At 32.7% G+C, this 22,083-nt stretch carries 24 protein-coding genes; 21 read left to right on the top strand and 3 right to left on the bottom strand.

What is annotated here, in order from left to right:
• Nucleotides 1–137: 137 nt before the first annotated feature.
• The 17 genes from Q0Q96_RS06000 (at nucleotide 138) to Q0Q96_RS05925 (ending at nucleotide 15,754) form a co-directional block, all read left to right on the top strand.
• Nucleotides 138–2,402 carry an aconitate hydratase gene (locus Q0Q96_RS06000; protein ID WP_293872327.1) on the top strand — a complete coding sequence of 755 codons (2,265 nt, stop codon included), beginning with the start codon at nucleotides 138–140 and terminating at the stop codon, nucleotides 2,400–2,402.
• Nucleotides 2,403–2,526: 124 nt separating this feature from the next.
• Nucleotides 2,527–2,961, top strand: a complete 435-nt coding sequence (locus Q0Q96_RS05995; protein ID WP_293872326.1) for an Rrf2 family transcriptional regulator — start codon at nucleotides 2,527–2,529, stop codon at nucleotides 2,959–2,961.
• A 287-nt stretch (nucleotides 2,962–3,248) separates the two neighbouring features.
• Nucleotides 3,249–3,494 carry a hypothetical protein gene (locus tag Q0Q96_RS05990; RefSeq protein WP_293872325.1) on the top strand — a complete coding sequence of 82 codons (246 nt, stop codon included), beginning with the start codon at nucleotides 3,249–3,251 and terminating at the stop codon, nucleotides 3,492–3,494.
• A gap of 239 nt (nucleotides 3,495–3,733) precedes the next feature.
• Nucleotides 3,734–5,896: a cbb3-type cytochrome c oxidase subunit I gene (locus Q0Q96_RS05985; protein ID WP_293872324.1), complete on the top strand. Its 2,163-nt coding sequence runs from the start codon at nucleotides 3,734–3,736 to the stop codon at nucleotides 5,894–5,896.
• Nucleotides 5,874–6,893, top strand: coding sequence for a cbb3-type cytochrome c oxidase subunit II (locus Q0Q96_RS05980; protein ID WP_293872323.1), 1,020 nt, complete (start codon nucleotides 5,874–5,876; stop codon nucleotides 6,891–6,893). Before Q0Q96_RS05985 ends, Q0Q96_RS05980 begins: the two co-directional genes overlap by 23 nt.
• Before the next feature lie 2 nt (nucleotides 6,894–6,895).
• The gene (locus Q0Q96_RS05975; protein ID WP_293872322.1) at nucleotides 6,896–7,150 is read left to right on the top strand and encodes a hypothetical protein; all 255 of its coding nucleotides are present in this window, start codon (nucleotides 6,896–6,898) and stop codon (nucleotides 7,148–7,150) included.
• 6 nt (nucleotides 7,151–7,156) lie between these two features.
• Nucleotides 7,157–7,564 (top strand): cytochrome C, encoded by a 408-nt coding sequence (locus Q0Q96_RS05970; protein WP_293872321.1) that lies wholly within the window; start codon nucleotides 7,157–7,159, stop codon nucleotides 7,562–7,564.
• Between the two features lie 196 nt (nucleotides 7,565–7,760).
• Entirely contained in the window at nucleotides 7,761–8,156 is a 396-nt protein-coding gene (locus Q0Q96_RS05965) for a hypothetical protein (protein ID WP_293872320.1), read from the top strand.
• A gap of 409 nt (nucleotides 8,157–8,565) precedes the next feature.
• Nucleotides 8,566–9,261, top strand: a complete 696-nt coding sequence (locus Q0Q96_RS05960; protein WP_293872319.1) for a type 1 glutamine amidotransferase domain-containing protein — start codon at nucleotides 8,566–8,568, stop codon at nucleotides 9,259–9,261.
• A 6-nt stretch (nucleotides 9,262–9,267) separates the two neighbouring features.
• Complete coding sequence (locus tag Q0Q96_RS05955) at nucleotides 9,268–10,161, top strand: J domain-containing protein (protein WP_293872318.1); 894 nt, start codon at nucleotides 9,268–9,270, stop codon at nucleotides 10,159–10,161.
• Nucleotides 10,162–10,166: 5 nt separating this feature from the next.
• The gene (locus tag Q0Q96_RS05950; protein ID WP_293872317.1) at nucleotides 10,167–10,523 is read left to right on the top strand and encodes a hypothetical protein; all 357 of its coding nucleotides are present in this window, start codon (nucleotides 10,167–10,169) and stop codon (nucleotides 10,521–10,523) included.
• 105 nt (nucleotides 10,524–10,628) lie between these two features.
• Nucleotides 10,629–13,145, top strand: a complete 2,517-nt coding sequence (mgtA, locus tag Q0Q96_RS05945) for a magnesium-translocating P-type ATPase (protein WP_293872316.1) — start codon at nucleotides 10,629–10,631, stop codon at nucleotides 13,143–13,145.
• Nucleotides 13,133–13,354 carry a DUF6496 domain-containing protein gene (locus Q0Q96_RS12245; protein ID WP_366069062.1) on the top strand — a complete coding sequence of 74 codons (222 nt, stop codon included), beginning with the start codon at nucleotides 13,133–13,135 and terminating at the stop codon, nucleotides 13,352–13,354. Before mgtA ends, Q0Q96_RS12245 begins: the two co-directional genes overlap by 13 nt.
• Complete coding sequence (locus Q0Q96_RS05935) at nucleotides 13,351–14,217, top strand: NmrA family NAD(P)-binding protein (protein ID WP_293872315.1); 867 nt, start codon at nucleotides 13,351–13,353, stop codon at nucleotides 14,215–14,217. Before Q0Q96_RS12245 ends, Q0Q96_RS05935 begins: the two co-directional genes overlap by 4 nt.
• 111 nt (nucleotides 14,218–14,328) lie before the next feature.
• Nucleotides 14,329–15,024, top strand: a complete 696-nt coding sequence (locus Q0Q96_RS05930) for a DUF6544 family protein (protein WP_366069060.1) — start codon at nucleotides 14,329–14,331, stop codon at nucleotides 15,022–15,024.
• 5 nt (nucleotides 15,025–15,029) lie between these two features.
• Nucleotides 15,030–15,197: a hypothetical protein gene (locus Q0Q96_RS12240; protein ID WP_366069051.1), complete on the top strand. Its 168-nt coding sequence runs from the start codon at nucleotides 15,030–15,032 to the stop codon at nucleotides 15,195–15,197.
• Between the two features lie 8 nt (nucleotides 15,198–15,205).
• Entirely contained in the window at nucleotides 15,206–15,754 is a 549-nt protein-coding gene (locus Q0Q96_RS05925; protein WP_366069049.1) for a YoaK family protein, read from the top strand.
• A gap of 51 nt (nucleotides 15,755–15,805) precedes the next feature.
• On the opposite strand, the gene Q0Q96_RS05920 is transcribed toward Q0Q96_RS05925, so the two are convergent.
• The 3 genes from Q0Q96_RS05920 to Q0Q96_RS05910 form a co-directional block, all read right to left on the bottom strand.
• Entirely contained in the window at nucleotides 15,806–16,177 is a 372-nt protein-coding gene (locus tag Q0Q96_RS05920; RefSeq protein ID WP_293872313.1) for a hypothetical protein, read from the bottom strand.
• A 150-nt stretch (nucleotides 16,178–16,327) separates the two neighbouring features.
• Nucleotides 16,328–17,776 carry a glyceraldehyde-3-phosphate dehydrogenase gene (locus Q0Q96_RS05915; RefSeq protein WP_293872312.1) on the bottom strand — a complete coding sequence of 483 codons (1,449 nt, stop codon included), beginning with the start codon at nucleotides 17,774–17,776 and terminating at the stop codon, nucleotides 16,328–16,330.
• Nucleotides 17,777–17,958: 182 nt separating this feature from the next.
• On the bottom strand, nucleotides 17,959–19,347 hold the full coding sequence (locus Q0Q96_RS05910) for a trypsin-like peptidase domain-containing protein (protein WP_293872311.1): 1,389 nt from the start codon (nucleotides 19,345–19,347) through the stop codon (nucleotides 17,959–17,961).
• 131 nt (nucleotides 19,348–19,478) lie between these two features.
• On the opposite strand from Q0Q96_RS05910, the gene dapF reads away from it, so the two are divergent.
• The 4 genes from dapF (at nucleotide 19,479) to mltG (ending at nucleotide 22,083) form a co-directional block, all read left to right on the top strand.
• Nucleotides 19,479–20,261, top strand: a complete 783-nt coding sequence (gene dapF / locus Q0Q96_RS05905) for a diaminopimelate epimerase (protein ID WP_293872336.1) — start codon at nucleotides 19,479–19,481, stop codon at nucleotides 20,259–20,261.
• A gap of 4 nt (nucleotides 20,262–20,265) precedes the next feature.
• Nucleotides 20,266–20,382, top strand: coding sequence for a DUF2007 domain-containing protein (locus Q0Q96_RS05900; RefSeq protein ID WP_293872310.1), 117 nt, complete (start codon nucleotides 20,266–20,268; stop codon nucleotides 20,380–20,382).
• Nucleotides 20,383–20,508: 126 nt separating this feature from the next.
• Nucleotides 20,509–21,036 (top strand): GNAT family N-acetyltransferase, encoded by a 528-nt coding sequence (locus Q0Q96_RS05895; RefSeq protein ID WP_293872309.1) that lies wholly within the window; start codon nucleotides 20,509–20,511, stop codon nucleotides 21,034–21,036.
• Nucleotides 21,037–21,054: 18 nt separating this feature from the next.
• Nucleotides 21,055–22,083, top strand: a complete 1,029-nt coding sequence (gene mltG, locus Q0Q96_RS05890; RefSeq protein WP_293872308.1) for an endolytic transglycosylase MltG — start codon at nucleotides 21,055–21,057, stop codon at nucleotides 22,081–22,083.

Here is a 22,083-nt window from a genome sequence, read left to right as displayed (position 1 = left end):
AGTATTTGTAAAAATGCAATAACAAAAACTATCATTTCGTAAAATAGTGCTTCAAATCAATATATTTTATTAAAATCTTTTATAAAAGCTCAACGTTTTCGTAAATTTGCACAGCAAACAAATAAACCCAATATACTATGGCTTTTGACATTGAAATGATTAAAAAAGTGTATGCTACTATGGCTGAAAGAGTTGATAAAGCTCGACAAATAGTTGGACGACCATTAACACTTTCTGAAAAGATTTTATATTCACATTTATGGGAAGGAAATCCTTCACAAGCTTTCTCACGAGGAAAAGATTATGTAGATTTTGCTCCCGATAGAGTTGCCTGTCAAGATGCAACCGCCCAAATGGCATTATTACAATTTATGCACGCCAGAAAAAAAACAGTTGCCGTTCCAACCACAGTTCATTGTGATCACTTAATTCAAGCAAAAGATGGTGCAGCCACCGATTTAGCCTTTGCGAACAAACAATCAAAAGAAGTTTTTGATTTTCTTTCTTCTGTTTCTAATAAATATGGAATTGGTTTTTGGAAACCTGGTTCTGGAATTATACACCAAATCGTTTTAGAAAATTATGCATTTCCAGGTGGAATGATGATTGGAACAGATTCGCACACAGTAAACGCCGGCGGACTTGGGATGTTAGCAATTGGTGTTGGTGGTGCAGATGCTGTTGATGTAATGTCGGGTATGTCATGGGAATTGAAATTTCCAAAACTTATTGGAGTAAAATTGACAGGAAAATTAAACGGTTGGACGGCACCAAAAGATGTAATCCTTAAAGTTGCCGATATTCTTACCGTAAAAGGTGGCACTGGAGCAATCGTTGAGTATTTTGGAGAAGGCGCAACCAATATGTCGTGTACAGGTAAAGGAACCATTTGTAATATGGGTGCAGAAATAGGAGCAACGACTTCTACCTTTGGTTACGATGATTCGATGAGACGCTATTTAGCGGCAACTAATCGTCAAGATATTGTGGATGCTGCCGATACAATAGCTGAATATTTAACTGGTGATGCCGAAGTTTATGCTAACCCAAATCAATATTTTGATCAGGTAATTGAAATTAATTTATCAGAATTAGAACCTCATATCAACGGACCATTCACACCAGATAGAGGGACACCTGTTTCTAAAATGAAAGAAGCAGCAGTTAAAAATGGTTGGCCTTTAAAAATTGAATGGGGATTAATAGGTTCATGTACCAATTCGTCTTATGAAGATATGTCGCGTGCTGCGTCTATTGTGGAACAAGCAGTGGCACATGGAATTACTCCAAAAGCAGAATTTGGAATCAATCCAGGTTCCGAACAAATAAGATATACAATCGAAAGGGATGGAATCATTACCACTTTTGAAAAAATGGGGACAAAAGTATTTACAAATGCCTGTGGTCCATGCATAGGACAATGGGATAGAGCAGGAGCAGATAAACAAGAAAAAAACACTATTGTGCATTCGTTTAATAGAAATTTCTCTAAACGTGCTGATGGAAATCCAAATACACATGCTTTTGTCACATCGCCAGAAATGGTGGCAGCTCTCGCAATTTCGGGCGATTTAACTTTTAATCCAATTACAGATACCTTATTAAATGATAACGGTGAACCAGTGAAGCTTAACCCGCCACACGGAGATGAATTACCAAAAAGAGGTTTCGATGTAGACGATGCAGGTTTTCAGGCTCCAGCGGCAGATGGTTCTCAAGTTCAAATTTTGGTTAGTGAAACATCCGACAGATTACAATTGTTAGCACCTTTTGCAGCTTGGGATGGTAAAAATATTTCGGGCGCCAAATTATTAATTAAAGCATTCGGGAAATGTACTACCGATCATATTTCTATGGCTGGACCTTGGTTGCGTTTTCGAGGGCATTTAGATAATATTTCCAATAACATGCTCATTGGTGCTGTAAACGCTTTTAATCAGGAAGCAAATAAAGTTAAAAACCAATTAACAGGCGAATATGCTGCAGTTCCTGTTGTGGCAAGAGCTTATAAAGCAGCCGGAGTTTCAACTATTGTGGTGGGAGATCAAAATTATGGTGAAGGTTCTTCAAGAGAACACGCTGCCATGGAACCAAGGTTTTTAGGTGTGAAAGCTGTACTAGTAAAATCGTTTGCACGAATTCATGAAACCAATTTGAAAAAACAGGGAATGCTAGCTCTGACCTTTGCAAACGAAGGCGATTACGATAAAATTCAAGAAAACGATACCATCAACTTTTTGGATTTAACCGAATTTGCGCCAGGAAAACCATTGACACTGGAATTTGTTCACGGTGATGGTACAAAAGATACCATTTTAGCAAATCATACATACAACGAAAGCCAAATTGGTTGGTTTGTTGCAGGTTCTGCATTGAATTTGATAGCAGCAGGTAAAGCATAATTTTATGTAATTTATAGTAAACGCCTCAAGGAAATTTGAGGCGTTTTTTTTAAAAATAAAAAAAGATAAAAAACTCTTTTTATTTTTAAATATTAGTTTTATATTTGTATTCTAAATATGTACTATGTTTTCAAAATCTTGCGAATATGCAATTAAAGCCATGATATTTGTATCACAAAAATCGAAAGATGAAGGTAATGTTGGTGTAAAAGAAATTGCCAAAGGTATTGATGCACCAGCGCACTTCATCGCAAAAATATTGCAAGATTTAAGTAAAAAAAGATTATTAAATTCTGTGAAAGGACCAAATGGTGGATTTTATATGAATCAAGGGAATTTGAAAAGTTCTCTCGCAGATATAGTAAGGGCTGTTGATGGTGACTCAATTTACAAAGATTGTATTATTGGTTTAAAATTATGTTCAGAAAAAAATCCGTGTCCTGTTCACTTTGAATTTAAAGAAATAAAACGAAATTTAATATCTATGTTAGAAGATAATACTATTGCTGATTTTAATGAGGAATTAGATTTAGAAAAATTTTTTCTTAAAAATAAATAGGTTTTTTTAGTAAAATAAAAGATAGTAATAAATATTAATATTTTCTATTATTAAAGTTTGTGAACTATGCAATTTATGTTTATCATTTTATAAAAAGGTGCAGCATTAAATCATGATATTTACTTACGTGTAATGTCTATAAATTATTAAATATGAATAAGTTAAAATTATTGGATTTATTAATTCTTGGTTTTATTTTGACCTCTTGTGCTTCAACAAAAATTGTGAGTAGTTAGCGCAATCAAAATAGCGAAATTGCTGTAGAAAAGCTTAATAAAGTTGTGGTAGTGGCACTTTTTAAAGATGAAATCAGCAATCGCAATGCAGAAAATCAGATGATAAGTTATCTCAAAGGAAATGAAATTGCGTCATACGATTATTTTAATGCAAATTTTAACAGAAAAAATGCAGAAGCAATTTGGGATAAAATTAGAAAAGATGGTTTTGATACTGCCGTCTCCATGTGGTTGATAGATATTAATGAAGAAAAAATTCACACTCCTGCAGAAATTGATTTTTATCCTGAATATTAAAGAAATTTTAGTGGCTATTATAGTAACAGATTTAATTACAATGCATCACCAGGATATTACACAACCACAAAAACCTACACCATTGAAACCAATATATATTCTATAAAATCTGATAAAATCATATGGTCTGGTATAACCGGAACTATCGATCATAAGGGTGTAAAAAAAATGAAAGAGTAGGTTGCAAAACGATTTACAGACAAATTGTCAAAGAAGGGTTTTAAATAAATAAGTAAAATATGAAATTAGCCAAAAAATTAATTCTTACCTTTTTAATTACTGTTTTGTTTTCAAAAAGTAGTTATGGACAAGTTGCTACCAATATTATTAGTGATAATTCCAACACTTTAGCGTTGTGGCTGGTGTTTTTAGTTGTAGTAATCCCAATAATTATTTTTATAGGCAGCCTCTACATTAAATTTAAAAATAAAGTTGAAGAAAATGATGAATGGACGAAACTAGGAATTCAAAATCATTTTTCAGAATATTTAAAAAGCTTGACTAAAGTTCAGGTTCAAAAATTACTCAAATTTCAAAATCGTAATGCTTCAATTTCTAAAAAAAACTCTTCTAGTAAAGCAAAATTATTGTCTATTTTGCTTTTAACGTCAGGTACATTATTTGCGGAAGATTTTAAAAAGCAAAAAGATAATTTCTTTTCACAGCCGGGAATTATAATCACTGTAATTTTAATTCTTCTACCTGTTTTATTAGGAGTTTTGTATGCGATGGTAAAAGCCAATAATACGATTAAACAATATTTAAACAAGGGAAAATTTGACGAAGCAAAACAATTTGCAGATCATTTAGAAAATATAAATCCATCAGAATTAGGAGAAACGCTTCATAAAAGAAAAGTTGCCCTCGATTTTGAACTCACCAATAATGAGCTATCTGGAACCGAAAAAGCCGAAGACAAAATTGGAATTTTACACAATATTAGCGACAAGCATCAAGTACATTTCACAGCTTTGAAAAAAAAAGCTGTTCAAAAGCCCAGTTTAGAATCTAATATTTCCAAACTTATTTTATGGTATTTTGGATGCGCCACCTTTTGGTTGGTTGTAGGAACTGGAATTGGTGAGTATCTTGGAATTAAATTTGTTGCTCCAGATGTAGATCATCAAAGTTGGTTAAGTTTTGGACGATTGCGACCAGTACACACCAACATTGTTTTTTGGGGTTGGGCATCGATCGCAATGATTGGTTTAGGATATTATGTCGTTCCAATAGTTAGTAATGCTAAAATTTACAGTGTTAAATTGGGTTGGTACGCTTTGGCGTTAACTAATCTTATGGTAATTTTTGGAACCATTTGCTTACTGTCGGGTATCAATAATGGCGGTGGCGAATTTAGAGAATACATTTGGCCCGTAATGGCATTGTTTGCAGTAGCATTAATACTAACGCTCGCAAATTTTATTTTAACAGTCGCAAAACGTACTACAAAAGAAATTTATATCGCAAATTGGTACATAGTTTCAGCGATAATCTTTACAATAATCGTGGCATTAACTGCTTATTTGCCCTTTTGGCAAGATGGCGTTTCAGAAACTATTGTTCAAGGCTATTTTATGCATTCGGGAGTAGGGATGTGGTTCACTTTATATACTTTAGGATTGTTATATTATTTTATTCCGCAACAACTTAACCGACCGATTTATGCTTACAGTCTCGGAATTTTAGCATTTTGGACACAAATATTATTTTATACAATTATTGGTACACATCATTTTATTTTTGCGCCGATAGCTTGGTGGTTGCAGACTGTTGCCATCGTAGGAAGTGCAGGGATGATAATACCTGTTGTGGCTGCAACAATAAATTTTTCAATGACTTTTAAAGGGCAATGGAATAAAGTTGCCACTAGTTATACCTTACCTTTTTTCTTAATTGCAATAATATATTATTTTATTGTATCGCTTCAAGGTACAGCAGAGGCTTTTAAGTTTACAAATTTGATTTGGCATTTTACCGATTTTACAGTAGCACATGCACATTTAGGTTTCTACGGAATTATAACTTTTGCGCTCTGGGGCGGATTTTATGTTGTTATTCCGCGCTTAACAGGGAAAGAACCACCACAACATTTAGTCGGAGTTCATTTTTGGTTAGCGTTCATAGGAATGTTGTTTTACACTATTCCACTTTCTATTGGTGCTACTTTAAGAGGTTTAATGTGGATGGAAGAAAAGCCATTTATTGATAGCGTTGTTTTAATGTTTGATTTTTGGCTATGGAGAGCAATTGGCGGAAGCTTAATGTTTATTTCGCATTTGATTTTTGCTTATAATTTTTATAAAATGACAACCAAAGAAATAGAAGATCTTGACATAAAAGAAGAAGCATTTAAGATTTTAAAACAAAAAACAACTAATTATGGCAATGAATATTTTCAATAATCACATAAGATTATACCTCACAGCCGGGCTTTTATTCACGTTCTTGACCTATTTGGTTGTAATAATGCCAGCGTTTCAAAATCAATATAACAATCTGCCTTTACTGGGAACAAAACCACTTTCTGGTGATGCCAAAGCAGGAAAACTACTTTATATTGCCGAAGGTTGCGTGGGTTGTCACTCACAACAGGTTCGAAATGTCGATATGGATAAAAAGTTTGGTTCACGACCAGGAATGGCTGCCGATTATGCCAATATTGGTAGAACCAGCATTTGGCAAAACACGGCGACACTAATGGGAACAGAACGAACTGGACCGGACTTAACCGATGTAGGTAACCGTCAACCCAGCAAAGATTGGAACTTAATGCATCTTTATCATCCAAGATCGGTAGTGCCACAATCAATAATGCCTTCTTACCAATGGCTTTTTGAAATTAAAGCAAAACCCTCAAAGAACGATGTTGTTGTGACTATGCCATCGGAGTTTTTGAATGGAAAAATCGGAAAAGTTGTGGCAAAAAAACAAGCCTTACAACTCGTTGCCTACATTCAGTCACTCAAACAAACTCCTTTGCCAACAGGAACAGTTCCTCGAGAATTTTTGTATAAAAAAGTTGCAAATACCCTTGCAGGAAAGGAAGGAACAAAAGCACTTGACGGGAAAACTCTTTACGATGCCAATTGTATAGCTTGCCATCAGGCCAATGGTGAAGGTCTAAAAGGGGCATTTCCCTCATTGAAAGGAAGTCCAATTGTAAATGGAGAAAACCTTGAGTTGTACGTAGATATTATCATGAATGGTTATGACGCACGTGCTGAATATGGCGTTATGGCAGCCGTGGGAACCAATATGAATTTTACAGAAAAAGAGGTTACAGCTATCATTAATTATGAAAGAAGCTCTTGGGGAAATAAGGGCAAAAAAGTTACCGAAGAGGAGATTAAAAAAGTTATGGATTTTGTAAAAGTCAAAGTTTCTGCATCAAATCAATAATTATGAAAAAAGTAATTACAACTTTAGCGCTAGTTCTATTTCAAATCACAGCATTTGCATGTCCCGTTTGCGAAAGAAATCAACCCCAAATTTTACGTGGAATAGTTCACGGCTCGGGTCCAGATAGCAATTGGGATTATGTTAGCATTTGGATTACAATTCTCATAGCATTTCTCACACTTTTTTTTTCAATAAAATGGTTGGTAAAGCCTGGTGAAAAAAATTTAGACCACATAAAATATTCAATATTTAAATAAAAAATTATGTCTACAAAAAGTTCAATACTAATATTTTTAGACCATGAAACCAAGCCTTATGGTGAATTTGATGCGCCCATCAATTTTGAATTAGACACGACAAAACTGGTCGATGGTGATCATATACTTAAAATTGTGAGCAAAAATCCAGATGGAAAAGAAGGTATTCGTCACGTTCCTTTTAATGTAAGAAACGGACCAGCAATCGCCATTGAAGGGATCAAAGAAAATGATATTGTCGACGGAATTATTCCCATCATGATAAATGCATACAGTAAAGGCAATCAAAAGCAATTTCTTATAGAAGGAAGTGAAACACCACAATCAACGCCTGCGTGGTTTTGGGCAATAATCATTGGTTTTATTGGCTTCGCAATCTATTATTTTACAGTTGCAATGATAAAAGAATCCTAATCTATTAGACGAATAATATTTTTTTTGTACAGGAAATACTATTATTTAAACAATTAAATCATGATTATTATTTATTAAACTATGGCAATTTTATAATTTATTTAAATAGTTGTGTAATGCGTGTACAAAAAATAATAATGAATTTTATAACTTCAATAAAAATTATTATTTATAACTTGTAACAAAATTTTATACAATGAAATCAGCAAACAAATTAGGCATTTGGATGGATCATGCCAATGCATACATTATCAAATTTGGATCAGAGGACAGCTCAACAAAATCTATATCTTCAGATTTTAGTGCCGATGACAAAAAACAAACCTTGCAGCGAAGCGAAAACGAAATGCACAATAAAGAGCAACAAAAGCAAGGAACATTCTACAAAAATTTGTCACTAATTATTAAGGATTTTGATGAAGTATTACTTTTTGGACCTACCGAAGCTAAATCTGAATTACACAATTTATTAAAGGCCAATCATCAGTTTGATAAAATTATTATAGAAGTAAAAAATACTGATAAAATGACGGATAAGGAGCAACATAATTTTGTCACGGACTATTTCACACGATTTGATTTCAAGAAATAAAATTTTTTAAAATCTCCATTTTTGGTATTCAATTTTTCAAAAAATGTCTCTTGTAATTATACATATTTTATAAGATTACTTGCGCCGATCAAACATTATTTATTCATTGAGCAATGTTGAAACAGTCAAAAACAGCAATCAAAAATTTTACGAATTTCTAAAGAGATTTGTCTTTTAAAATGAAATTTATTTAAAATGTAATTCTGAATAATCATTTTTTATTGGTTCGATAAATTGGCACAGCAAGTTCTAAAACAAACGAGGTTTTCCAATTTACAGTCTATGACCAACGAAAAGGTACACGAGTTAGATACGTGATAATCAATAACAAAAAAATGATTATTCAGAATTTTTTTCAAAATCAACAATTCATGGCAAATAATAAATATAATTAATTAAAAATTTAAAAATGAAAATACTAATCGTACTTACTTCTCACAGTCAGTTGGGTCACACCCAATTAGGTAATTCCGAAGGTAAAACTGGATTTTGGATCGAAGAATTTGCAACACCTTATTATCTATTTAAAAAAGCGGGTGTTCAAATGGTTCTTGCTTCACCAAACGGCGGTCAACCCCCAATCGATCCAAAAAGTGACGCTCCAGAAAACCAAACTGAAGCCACAATCAAATATAAAAATGATGCAGAATTGTTGAAGATGATGGCAAATACGATCAAATTAGAAACGATAAAGGCGACCGATTTTGATGCAGTTTTTTATCCAGGTGGTCACGGGCCCTTATGGGATTTGTCAACAAATGAACATTCTATTGCATTACTTGAAGATTTTTGGGCTGCCAATAAACCAATAGCGACCGTTTGCCATGCGCCATCGGTTTTATTGAATGTTAAAAATAAAGAAGGTAACAATTTGGTCAAAGGGAAGAAAGTTACTGGATTTTCCAATACCGAAGAAATAGCCGTAAAATTGGATAAAATTGTTCCTTTTTTGTTGGAAGATGAATTAAAAATGAAAGGTGGAATATATTCAAAAAAAGGTGATTGGGAAAGCTATGTAGTAGTAGACGGCTTGTTAATTACGGGTCAAAACCCAGCATCATCAGGAGCGGTTACCAAAGCATTATTGGCTATTTTACAAAAATAAAATACGGTGGATTATAAAGACTATTACAAAATATTAGAGATAGATAAAAAAGCCACACAAGCCGAAGTTAAAAAGGCTTATAGATCTTTAGCAAAAAAAAACCATCCTGATAAAAATTTAGGCGATAAAAAAGCCGAAGAAAGTTTTAAGCTTGTAAATGAAGCCAATGAAGTTTTAGCCAATCCTGAAAAAAGAAAGCAGTATGATGAACTGGGTGAAAACTGGCAACAAAACCAGCATACTCAAAATCAATATCAAAACTCCAATCAAAAATATTATCAAGACAATGCAAATCAGGGTTTTGGAGATGTAAACGATGGAGATTTTTCAGATTTTTTTGAACAGTTTTTTGCACAGCAACGCGGAGGTAATCGACAGCAAAATCAACCTAGAAAAGGTGGTGATTATGAAACTGAAATTGAAATTTCATTGCAGGAATCTTATTCGGGAACAAGCAGGATTATACAACTACAAGACGAAAAAATAAGGCTAACTACAAAACCTGGCACGTATACAGACCAAAGATTACGCATAAAAAACAAGGGATCAAAAGGAAGTTCAGAAGGCAATCATGGTGACTTATTTGTTAGAATTAAAGTTGCCGAAAACTCAAAATACGTTCGTAAAGGAGATGATATATACCACAATATTAACGTAAATATGTATGTCGCCGTTTTAGGAGACGATATAATTCTTGAAACATTATCAGGCAAGTTAAAAGTAAAAATTGCTTCTGGAACGCAGAACGGGAAATCGTTAAGATTAAAAGGAAAAGGAATGCCTGTTTATGGAAAACATGGAATTTTTGGAGATTTGTATCTGATAATCCAAGTAAAAATACCCGAAAATTTGAATGAAAAACAAAAAACATTATTTGAGGAATTGAAATTAATATCCTAATTGTTATGATAAATCACACCATTGTTCCTTACGTAAGTAGTGATTATTGGAATCATTTAAGAGATTTTGAAGAAGCCATTTACCGTGCTAATTTGAAGTATTCTTTGGGTCATTTAAATTTTTCCGAAAATAATCCGACTAACATTGTTGGTGATGCTTTGAAAAAATCGTTGCTGATTTGCCAATTGGCGGGCATTAAAAGCAGCCGTCATTTTAAGAAAATTTATGTGTATGATTTAGAAAACCAAATAACATATATTGATTGGCGAATGAGTCAAGAAGGATTTAATTTAATGATAATGCAGTTGCCTAAACTCAATAAAAAAACAGCACTTTGGATATGGAAATTGGCTGGGTTGTGATTTTTTGAAAGTATAAAAATGTAAATTTATGAAAATAAATAGTTTTAATAGTAATAGATTAAATTATTCATGAAGTCATTTTTTCAAGAACAAAAAATATGAATTATGGAAACAGAAATAAAAAATAATTTTTGGCAATTTGATTCTAATTATTGGTTTCAAAAATTAAATAGTTCGTCAAACGGAATATCGCAAAAAGAAGCTGACGCCATTTTTTTAAAATCGGATAATCATAAAAAAAAAGATAATGCTTTTATAAAAGATGTAAAACTTTTTTTCGGACAATTCAAGAGCCCATTGATGCTTTTGCTTATTGGTGCGGTCGTGCTTTCTGCTTTTCTAGGCGACACTTCAGATGTATTTATTATACTTTTTATTGTGCTTTTTACTGGCTTGTTGAGTTTTTTTCAAGAACGAAATGCGAGTAATATTGTGGAAAAATTACAATCACTAATTTCCTTGAAAAGTACCGTTTTTAGAGACGGTAAAATTGTAGAAATCAATTCTGACCAAGTTGTTGCTGGCGATGTGTTAGCTTTTAAAGCTGGTGATATGATTCCTGCTGACTGTTTACTTTTAGAAGCAAATGAGTTGTTTGTAAATGAAGCTAGTTTAACGGGCGAATCCTATCCTACACTCAAAAGTTTGGGAATATTAGATGAAAAAACCGAATTATCTAAACGAACAAATTGTTTATTTGAAGGAACAAATATCGTTAGTGGCTCTGCAAAAGCTATAGTCATTGCAACAGGAACAGACACTATTTTTGGAAACATTGCCCAAAGTGCCAACCAAAAATTTGAAACTACTTTTGAAAAAGGCATCAAAGATTTCGGTTATTTTTTGATGAAAATAACGTTGGTTCTCTCCATATCAATTTTGATAATTAACCTTATAAATCATAAAAGTGTTATTGAATCTGCGCTTTTTGCATTAGCATTGGCGGTTGGTATGGCGCCAGAATTACTGCCCGCAATTACAACAATTGCTATGAGTGCTGGTGCAAAACGAATGTTATCAAAAAAAGTTATCGTTAAAAAATTAGCTTCTATTCAAAATTTAGGGGAAGTAAATTTATTATGTACAGACAAAACGGGTACAATTACAGATGGTATTATTCAAATAGCAAGTATTGTTGACGGATTGGGTCAAGAAAATGAATTTACAAAACAATTAGCCCTTTGGAATGCAACCTACGAAACTGGCTATTCAAACCCAATAGACGATGCCTTGAAACAATTAAAAATTGAAACCAAATTAAGTCCAATAAAAATTGGAGAAGTTCCCTATGATTTTATTCGCAAGCGATTAAGTATTGCTATAAATACTGAAGCAGAGAAATTAATCATCACAAAAGGCGCGTTCGCTCAAATTTTAAGTATTTGCACAAAAATCAAGATTAACGACACTGTTTTCGACAATATTAATTTGCATACAGCAGCATTACAGTCAAAATTTGAAGAATTTGGTAACAATGGACTTCGAGCTATAGGTATTTGTTACAAAAAAATTTATACAAATACTATTTCAAAAAATGATGAAACTGAAATGATTTTTGCAGGATTTATTTTGCTGCAAGACCCAATAAAAACTGGAATTATTGATGCTATTAATGCTTTGAAAAAATTAGAAGTTGATTTAAAAATTATTACGGGCGATAATAAAAATGTGGCCAAATCGATTGCTTTAAAAATTGGGATTTTAAATCCTTTTATACTCACAGGCTCTGAAGTTGACAACACAAGTACAACGGCACTTTATCAATTAGTAAAAAAAACACACATTTTTGCTGAAGTAGAACCCCAACAAAAGGAGCGTATAATTTTGGCTCTCAAAAAAACTTTTACCGTAGCTTACATGGGAGATGGCATCAATGATGTATCTGCAATAAATGCTGCCGATGTAGGTATTTCTGTTGAAAATGCTGTTGATGTGGCACGAGAAGCAGCAGATTTTGTTTTGATGGAAAAAAATTTAATGGTTTTGGTTGACGGAATTATTGAAGGTCGTAAAACATTTGCCAATACTTTAAAATACATATTCATCAATACAGGTTCAACTTTTGGAAATATGTTTAGTGTAGCTATTGCATCATTAATATTACCATTTTTACCAATGATGCCTAAACAAATTTTGTTAATGAATTTCATTACTGATTTTCCATTTCTAACCGTTGCTTCAGATAATGTTGACGAAGAACAACTAAACAAACCAGGAAAATGGGATTTAAAATTTATTCGTAACTATATGATTGTGTTTGGAATACACAGTTCTATTTTTGATATAATTACTTTTTTAACGCTTTTATACGTATTGAAAGTTAAAGAAGCCGCTTTTCAAACGGGCTGGTTTATTGAATCTGTTTTGACCGAACTTTTCATTTTATTTATTATCAGAACACATAAAAACTTTTTTAAAAGTAAACCTGGAAAGTATCTTTTTATCTTAAGTATTGTAGGTCTTGTACTTACACTTGTATTGCCTTATTCAGCATTTGCTAGTAATCTAGGATTGTCGCCATTACCAATTTTGTACCTCGGTTATATATTGGGAATTATTATTTTATATATTGTTACGGCTGATTTTCTTAAAGTTTGGTTTTTTAAAAAATACAAAACCTAGTCATTAATTTAAGTAATAAATTTTATGAAAAAAAATCAAAACCTGCAGAGTTATCTGTAAAACAGAAAAAAATAGCTCAAGTGATGCACGAATTTAAAGAAGGAGATTTGCATTCAGGTAAAAGCAAAAATAGTGTCACCAATCCGAAACTTGCTATTGCTTTTGCATTGAGCGAAGCCGATGGATTGAGTACTGAAAAGAAAAAATGAAAATTCTAATCACTGGTGCTTCCGGAAATGTTGGAATGGCTGTAATAAATTCTTTGAGTAAAATACAGCACAATCATGAGATTATTGCAGGAATTAGAGATTTTAATAAAGATAAAAAAAAGTTTGCTGGTCACACAGTTGAATTTGTAAAGTTTGACTTTTTGGATGCTACAACGTACACACCAGCTTTAGAACAAATCGACATACTGTTTTTACTACGTCCGCCGCAAATTACTGATACTAAACACTATTTTAAACCCATAATTGAAGTTGCGCAACTTGTCAAAGTAAAACATATCGTTTTTCTTTCAGTTCAAGGGGTAGAAAAAAGTTCTCTAATTCCGCATCATAAAATTGAAAAATTGATAGTAAAAAGTGAAATGCCGCATACATTTTTGCGACCAGCGTATTTTATGCAAAATTTTCTAAATAGCTTGAATAATGATTTAGTAAATAAAAGACGAATTTATTTACCTGCTGGAAATGCTAAATTCACATTGGTTGATGTAGCTGATATTGGGAATGTTGCTGCCCAAATTATTGTTAATTCCACACAGTACATTAATAAAGCTTATGAATTAACCAATAATGAAAAACTGACTTTTAGCGAAATGGCACAGCAATTAACTGAAATTTTAGATAAAAAAATAGTTTACCAATCACCTTCAATTATTAGTTTTTATTGGACGAAAAGAAAAGAAAAAATGCCTTTAAATTTAATTATGGTAATGATCATGTTGCATTATTTACCCAGATTTCAAACGGAACCACATATATCCAATTGTGTAAAATTGATTTCTAAAAAGGAACCTTATACGTTTCAAAAATTTATAAAATACAATTTAAAAAATCTTAAAAAGTGAAAACAACCCTAATTATAATCGGAATTATACTTTTAATTTTACCTATCGGAAAAATTAATTTAACAATGAAATTCAAAAAAGCAGGTCAAAACGCTTTTTGCTAACACCGAAATATCTACTAAAATATATAACGAAAAGCAATTAGAAAATTTGCCCGAACCTGTGCAACGCTATTTTAAATTAGTTTTGAAAAACGGTCAGCCTTACATCAATTCTGTTGGATTGACGCACAACGGATTTTTTAAAACCGATTTAAAAAAAGATTTTATCAAAATTGATGGCGAGCAATATTTCTCGGCTCAAAAACCCCAATTCATCTGGAAAGGTGAAACGTTGATGTTCACCGCTCGTGATTTTTTTATTGTGGACAAAGGGGGATTAATTGCAACGTTACTAAATGTTTATAATATTGTAGATGCTAACGGTTCTAATTTTGATGAAGGCGAATTGCAACGCTGGATGGGCGAAAGCGTTTGGTTTCCTACCAATCTTTTACCGTCAGAATATGTAAATTGGACTGCAATTGATGCTAACGCTGCAAAATTATCTTTTAAATATAAAACAACAGCTTTTGATTTTATCGTCAGATTTAATGACATTGGAGAAATTAAAGAAATGGAAGGCTATCGGTTTATGAGTGCTGCAAAAAAAGAAAAATGGGTTTGTAAAATGGCAAATTATCAGGAACGAAGTGGTGTAAAAATTCCAATTTCTGACCAAGCTATCTGGAGGTTAAAGGAAGGTGACCAAGTTTATGCCAAATTTGAAGTTCAAAAAATAGTATACAATATTTCTGAAAAATTGTAAAGAGTATGTTCAGACATCAAGGCAAAACCAGAACCGCAAAAAACAATTTACAAATTGCATCGCTACTTTCATCCGTGGCTGGAATAGTATATGTAGCTGGGTTTTTATCTGTGCAGAAGTTAACAACTAACGTAACGGGACATTTTGCTTTTTTTGTTGATGAAGTTTTATAACTCCGTTTTTGGAACGGATTCGTCTATTTTTTATATATAATTTCGTTTCTACTTGGCGAATTACTGCTGGTTTTATGGTAGAATTTGTGGCAAGAAAAAACGAAAATACCATTTACATCATTCCAATTATAACTGAAATAATTTTAATGTTATTTGTGGCTGTATTTGGAGAAAATATAATTTTAAATTATGGCGACTTTATTGCCTGTACTTTATTGTTTTCGATGGGATTACAAAATTCTTTAGTAACCAAAATTTCAAACTCGGTGGTAAGAACTACTCACTTAACAGGACTTTTTACAGATTTAGGAATTGAATTATCCCAATTGTATTTTTATAAACAGTTTGAATTAAGACTAAAATTGTTCACTTCAATCAGATTGCGATTAACCATAATAGTATTCTTTTTTTTGGGTGGAATAATTGGGGGATTATTTTATCTTAAAATGCACCTGACGGTGTTGCTAATTGCAGTTCTGGTCTTGGGATTCGGGTTAATTTTCGATTATATAAAATTAAAAATAAGTTTGATAAACAAAAAATTACACGAGCTTTGATATAACTTAATGATGAATAAACAAAATGCTCTCCTTACCGCGAGCGCTTTTTTATAGTATTTTTTTATAAACTTCTTTAAGACCCGAGTACCAATTTACTTCTTCATAAAAAAAATCTATAGCAGTTAAACTGTTCTTTTTACGGATAACACATTTTCCCGTCACTTCAGCATCACATCCTAAAACAGTTATTTTTTTGTTGTTTACCAATTTATTGGCTAGATATAAATCATACAATTTTTTGGCAATGTCTTGACGAATTGTCATTTTAGAATTGAACGTACTCACGATAATAACACCTTTTTTAGAATGAGCGACTAACTCCATTCCGTTCTGACCATAATTATAAATCTCTAATTTTGAATTTGCTTTAGAAAAAGCAAAACAAATCAGAACCAGCAAACCAAAAAGCATTTTTTTCATATAAGATAGATTTGATAGGGTCAAATTAGAGACGAAAATTAATATTTATTTTAACACAAAATACATTTATTAACAAAAAAATGTTGATAAATGCAAAAATCCGTTTAGTAATTAACAAACTAAACGGATTTACTATACTGCAATAGTAATTTAATAATAGGTATAACGTCTTACTTTTGCTATGTATTTTGCCAACCGAATTACCTGATGGCTGTATCCGTATTCGTTATCGTACCAAACATATAAAACAATATTTTTGCCATCTTCTGAAACAATTGTTGCATTGCTGTCATATATTGATGGTTGTGCAGTTCCTACAATGTCTGATGAAACTAATTCGTTGTTCAAAGAATATCTAATTTGTTCTACCAGTTCGCCTTCTAAAGCATTTTTCTTCATGATAGCATTTACTTCCTCGAATGATGTTGTTTTCGAAACTTCTAAATTCATTACTACGAGAGAACCATTGGGAACAGGAACACGTATTGCATTGGAAGTTAATTTTCCTGCTAAACTAGGTAGTGCTTTGGCAACAGCGGTTCCTGCTCCAGTTTCAGTAATTACCATATTCAAAGCCGCAGCACGACCACGGCGGTATTTTTTATGCATGTTGTCAACCAAATTTTGGTCGTTTGTATAAGCATGAATTGTTTCGATATGCCCTTTTACAACACCAAGTGTATCTTCTACCACTTTCAACACTGGGGTAATGGCATTGGTAGTACATGATGCTGCAGAAAATATAGCAACAGCATCTGGGTTGTAGTCGTTATGATTTACACCATAAACAATATTTGGAACTCCTTTTCCTGGGGCAGTCAATAAAACTTTACTAACACCTTTTGAAGTTAAATGACGTTTTAATTGTTCCTCGTTTGTAAAAGCACCAGTATTATCGATTACTAAACAGTCTTCAATTCCATATTTTGAATAGTCTATATCTTCTGGATTGTTTGCAGTAATAATATGAACTGTTGTTCCGTTTATAAGTAACGCATTATTTTCTGCATCGGCCTGAACTGAACCTTGAAAATCGCCATGAATAGAATCATAACGTAAAAGTGAAGCTCTTTTTTCTAATGAAGAAGCATCGTTTCTATCACGGGTAACAATCGCGCGAAGACGTAATTGTTGTCCTTTTCCCATCTTGCTCATCATTTCGCGCGCCAGTAATCGACCAATTCTACCAAATCCATACAAGACCACATCTTTTGGTTTTAAATCGTGAAAATCTTTGGCATTTTTCAATTTATCAATAACAAAAGCACGACTGTCATTATATTTATTGTCTTCCAGATGGTACTCGTATGTTAATTTTCCGATGTCAATTCGAGAAGGCGGTAAATCTAGATTTTGTATAGCAAGGGCAATTTCTACTGAATCGAAAATATTTATGGGCTTTTGAACAAACTCTCCTGCATATTCATGAAAGTTGATAATATCGCTTACATTTCTATCAATGAGTTGGTTTCTAAAAAGCACTAATTCAATTGATTTGTCATACCACAAATCGCTAATAATTTTAATTAGTTCAACGGCGGCTTTTCGTCTGTCTGCCTGAAACGAAATTTCTTTCTCGTACAATTTGATGCTGTCCATAAAATAAATAAGTTTTTAGTTTGGTTGTTTTTTCTATTAGCTGTAGCCAATAAGAATCTTTTTTAATTTGGTTCAAAAATATAAAATTGAGATGTTTTACGATAACGATTTCGTGATTTTTTTAAAAAACAAAAAACCAGTCCAAAATTGAACTGGTCTTCATAACAATCAACCTTAAACGCTTATAAAATTATCTGAATTAACTGTCCGATACCATTAATCATTTGGATGTTAACACTTTGATTTTCGGCTTTTTTATTCAAAAACTTAGAGATAGTTTCAACATCTGTAGCTTTCACATTATCAACCGAAAGGATAATATTTCCTTTGAGTTGGTCGTAGTAAGGTTTTAAATTATCATTATTGATTTCTTTAATGCGAACACCATAACCAATTTTGAATTTCTTTTTATCAGCAGCATCTATATTTTCCAACTCTAATCCTTTAAATTCAGTAGTTGCAATGTCGTTTTTGATTAAAGTTACAGCTACTGTTTTTGTTTCTCCACCTCGAAGAAAAGTTACTTGTACTTTATCATTTGGTCTTTTGGTGCTAATGTAACCTGATAGTTCAGAGAACGTATCAATTTTTTGACTATCTAATTTTTTGATAATATCACCTTTTTGCAAACCAGCTTTTTCGGCTCCAGAATTTTTGGTTACTTTATTAATATAAAATCCTTCGGTATCTTTGATTCCTAATTCTTTGGATGCTTTGCTGTTCAATTCTCCACCCTCAACACCAAGAATGCCGCGCTGCACATTGCCAAATTCCATGATATCTTCAATAATTTTTCTGGTTATATTTGACGGAATTGCAAATGAATATCCAGTGTAACTTCCTGTTGGCGAAGAAATCATGGTATTAATCCCAATTAGTTCTCCACGAGTATTTACTAATGCACCACCTGAATTTCCTGGATTGACAGCCGCATCAGTTTGTATAAAAGATTGGAGACCGTTATTTTCTAAATTTCGCGCCTTCGCCGATACAATTCCAGCTGTAACCGTTGAAGTCAAGTTATACGGATTTCCAACCGCTAAAACCCATTCGCCAACTTTTACCTGATCAGAATCAGCGAAAGTAGAGTAAGGAAGCTTATCATCGGCATTAATTTTTAATAAAGCAATATCCATTTTTGAATCGGTGCCAATAAGTTTTGCCTTATAGGATTTGTTATTATTCAAAGTCACCTCAAGATCTGTAGCACCTTTTATAACATGATTATTGGTTACAATATAGCCATCTTGTGAGATGATAACTCCCGAGCCTGTTCCCACTTGCTCTTGTTGTTGTCCTCCACGAGCTCCGTAAAAAAATTCCATAATAGGATCTGAAACCGTTCGGACAGAAACATTTTTAACGTGAACAACCGTATGAATAGTGGTTTCTGCAGCTGTTGTAAAATCGACCATTTCGTTGGTTAAACCCACATTTTTGGCATAATTACCTGATGCCATGGTCACTACAGAATCTCGATTGCTTTTTCCTTCAATAAATAATTTGTAAGCACCAAGAGTCGTTGCACCACTCAATAAAGAAATCAGAAATAAACTTGATAAACGTTTCATAATTACTATATTTTAAATTATTTGATAACAAAATTATAAATTTCTATTTTTCTAAAAACCAGTTTAACGCTCGTTTAACATTTTTTAAGTTAATCTTAATATTCACTATCTTTGTGATAGTAAACAACGTTATGCGAACCACTTTTTACAAATACGAAGGAACCGGAAACGACTTTATCTTTATAGATAACAGACAAAATAGCTTCCCGAAAAATAATCCTCAACTCATTGAAAATCTTTGTAATCGACGCTTCGGAATTGGAGCCGACGGTTTACTATTATTAGAAAATGATATTGAAACCGATTTCAACATGGTTTATTACAATTCAGATGGTAATCAAAGTTCCATGTGTGGCAATGGCGGACGTTGTATTGTGGCTTTCGCCAAAAGATTGAATATTATTACAAATGAAACGACATTCACCGCTACTGATGGTTTACATCATGCTTCGATTCAAAAAAACGGAATAGTTTCTCTACAGATGAAAGATGTTCTCGAAGTAAAAATTGAAAGCGATTATATTTTCCTAAATACGGGTTCGCCTCATCATGTCATATTGGTGGATGATTTAGATGCTTATGATGTAAAAACCAATGGAGCTAAAATTCGCTATTCAGATTTGTATGGAAAAGCAGGAAGCAATGTGAACTTTGTAAAACAAATTTCAGATAATCATTTCCGCTTACGCACTTACGAACGTGGTGTTGAGGATGAAACTTATTCCTGCGGGACAGGAGCAACTGCGGTAGCGATTGCAATGAATGCTATTGGTAAAACAGCTTTGAAACATGTAAAATTAGATGTTGAAGGTGGCGAATTAGAAGTTTCGTTTGATAAAGTAAACGATAGCTATACTAATGTTTTTTTAACAGGTCCAGCAACATTTGTTTTCGAAGGAGAAATAGAAATTTAATAAAATGATAGAAATATATAGAGGTTCACCAATTCAAACTATGAATATTTGTAATCTGCTAGAACATAGTGGAATTAAGGTTTTCGTTGTAAACGAATTGATGGCAAGTATTGAACCATGAGTTTTAAGTCCCGGTGGTTCAGGATTGATTCTCAATGTAAATGCAAATAATGTTGAAAAGGCAATTAACTTGATTAAGGATTATGATAAAGGCAGTTTAAGTCTATAAATTAAATTTTATGATTAATTGGTAATGCTTCAAGCACAAAATATTCATTTACGCGCACTCGAACCCGAAGATTTAGAGTTTGTCTATGCTATAGAAAACGATGAAAACATCTGGGAAGTCAGTAATACTATAACGCCATATAGTAAATATCTTATTAAGCAATACCTCGAAAATGCCCATCAAGATATTTATGAAGCCAAACAATTGCGATTAGCTATTTGTAAAAATGATTCATCGGAAGCCATCGGTTTAATTGATTTATTTGATTTTGATGTAAAGAACAAACGTGCAGGCGTTGGCATAATCATTCAAAACGAAGTCGATAGAAATAGTGGTTATGGTAAAGAAGCTTTAGGTTTGGTTGTTGAATATGCTTTTATGCAGTTGCAATTACACCAGCTTTATGCAAATATTGGAACAGAAAATAAAGCAAGTTTATCGCTTTTTACTACATTTGGGTTTGAAAATATAGGAATCAAGAAGGATTGGAATTTTACCAAAAATGCTTTCCAAGACGAAGGTTTTTTTCAGTTAATAAAAAAATAAATTTTAAACAGTTTGGTTTTGAATAGAAATAAAATTATAAAATGTTTAGGAATTGTTTTCTTCTTTTTTGTAGCAATTGTTTATATCAAATTTTTCACATCGGATACCAATTTTGAAAAAAAAGAGCTATATGTTGAAATTCCAACAGGCTCAAAGTACCAGGATGTGGAAAAAATACTTTCACCTTTAGTAAAAAACATGAGCGATTTCGAATTTATCGCCAAACGCCGTTCCTATCCCGAAAATGTTAGGGCAGGACGGTTTTTAATAAAGAGTGGAATGAGCGCTTTTCAATTGGTATCAGCGTTACGCAGAAATGTTCCTGTAAAATTGGCTTTTAATAATCAAGAACGGTTAGAAAATTTGTGTGAACGTTTAAGTTCTCAAATTGAACCGAATTCTAAAAAACTCATGAACACTTTTCGAGATTCTGTTTTTTTACAAAAAAATGGCTTTAACAAAGAATCTGTTTTTGCGATGTTTTTGGCCAATACGTATGAAGTGTATTGGGATATTTCAGCAGAAAAATTTCGAACTAAAATGCTCGATGAATACAATAGTTTCTGGACAAAGGATCGAATTGCAAAAGCAACAGCATTAAATTTGACTCCTGTTCAAGTTATTACAATTGCCTCAATTGTGCACAAAGAATCGGTTAAAAAAAGCGAACGACCAACAATTGCCGGGGTCTATCTAAACAGATTTGTCAAAGGAATGCCATTGCAGGCTGATCCAACGGTAATTTATGCATTAAAAATGAGAGACAATAATTTTGACCAAGTTATAAAGAGGGTTCTTTACAACGATTTGTTTATTAAATCTCCTTATAATACGTATATAAATATTGGCTTGCCACCTGGACCAATTTCTATGCCCGATGTTGATGCTATAGATGCCGTTTTGAATCCAAAAAAACACGATTACCTATATTTTTGTGCTAGTGTAGAAAAATTTGGCTACCATATTTTTGCGGCTACTTACGAGCAACATCAAGTAAATGCCAAGAAATATGCCGATTGGTTGAACCTACAAGGAACAAAGCGGTAA

Source organism: Flavobacterium sp., from assembly GCF_025352015.1.
Classification (GTDB): domain Bacteria; phylum Bacteroidota; class Bacteroidia; order Flavobacteriales; family Flavobacteriaceae; genus Flavobacterium.
Note: the sequence above shows the minus strand (reverse complement) of the source record. Positions and strands in the feature narration are given on the sequence as shown.

Bases quoted from the DNA above. Each gene is read 5' to 3' on its own strand.
- mgtA (WP_293872316.1), top strand. From the start codon at position 10,629: ATGGAAACAGAAATAAAAAATAATTTTTGGCAATTTGATTCTAATTAT.
- Q0Q96_RS05970 (WP_293872321.1), top strand. From the start codon at position 7,157: ATGTCTACAAAAAGTTCAATACTAATATTTTTAGACCATGAAACCAAG.
- Q0Q96_RS05910 (WP_293872311.1), bottom strand. From the start codon at position 19,347: ATGAAACGTTTATCAAGTTTATTTCTGATTTCTTTATTGAGTGGTGCA.
- Q0Q96_RS05900 (WP_293872310.1), top strand. From the start codon at position 20,266: ATGATAGAAATATATAGAGGTTCACCAATTCAAACTATGAATATTTGT.
- Q0Q96_RS05975 (WP_293872322.1), top strand. From the start codon at position 6,896: ATGAAAAAAGTAATTACAACTTTAGCGCTAGTTCTATTTCAAATCACA.
- Q0Q96_RS05980 (WP_293872323.1), top strand. From the start codon at position 5,874: ATGGCAATGAATATTTTCAATAATCACATAAGATTATACCTCACAGCC.
- Q0Q96_RS05995 (WP_293872326.1), top strand. From the start codon at position 2,527: ATGTTTTCAAAATCTTGCGAATATGCAATTAAAGCCATGATATTTGTA.
- Q0Q96_RS05985 (WP_293872324.1), top strand. From the start codon at position 3,734: ATGAAATTAGCCAAAAAATTAATTCTTACCTTTTTAATTACTGTTTTG.
- Q0Q96_RS05950 (WP_293872317.1), top strand. From the start codon at position 10,167: ATGATAAATCACACCATTGTTCCTTACGTAAGTAGTGATTATTGGAAT.
- Q0Q96_RS05920 (WP_293872313.1), bottom strand. From the start codon at position 16,177: ATGAAAAAAATGCTTTTTGGTTTGCTGGTTCTGATTTGTTTTGCTTTT.
- Q0Q96_RS05935 (WP_293872315.1), top strand. From the start codon at position 13,351: ATGAAAATTCTAATCACTGGTGCTTCCGGAAATGTTGGAATGGCTGTA.
- Q0Q96_RS05965 (WP_293872320.1), top strand. From the start codon at position 7,761: ATGAAATCAGCAAACAAATTAGGCATTTGGATGGATCATGCCAATGCA.
- dapF (WP_293872336.1), top strand. From the start codon at position 19,479: ATGCGAACCACTTTTTACAAATACGAAGGAACCGGAAACGACTTTATC.
- Q0Q96_RS06000 (WP_293872327.1), top strand. From the start codon at position 138: ATGGCTTTTGACATTGAAATGATTAAAAAAGTGTATGCTACTATGGCT.
- Q0Q96_RS05960 (WP_293872319.1), top strand. From the start codon at position 8,566: ATGAAAATACTAATCGTACTTACTTCTCACAGTCAGTTGGGTCACACC.
- Q0Q96_RS05915 (WP_293872312.1), bottom strand. From the start codon at position 17,776: ATGGACAGCATCAAATTGTACGAGAAAGAAATTTCGTTTCAGGCAGAC.
- Q0Q96_RS12240 (WP_366069051.1), top strand. From the start codon at position 15,030: ATGTTCAGACATCAAGGCAAAACCAGAACCGCAAAAAACAATTTACAA.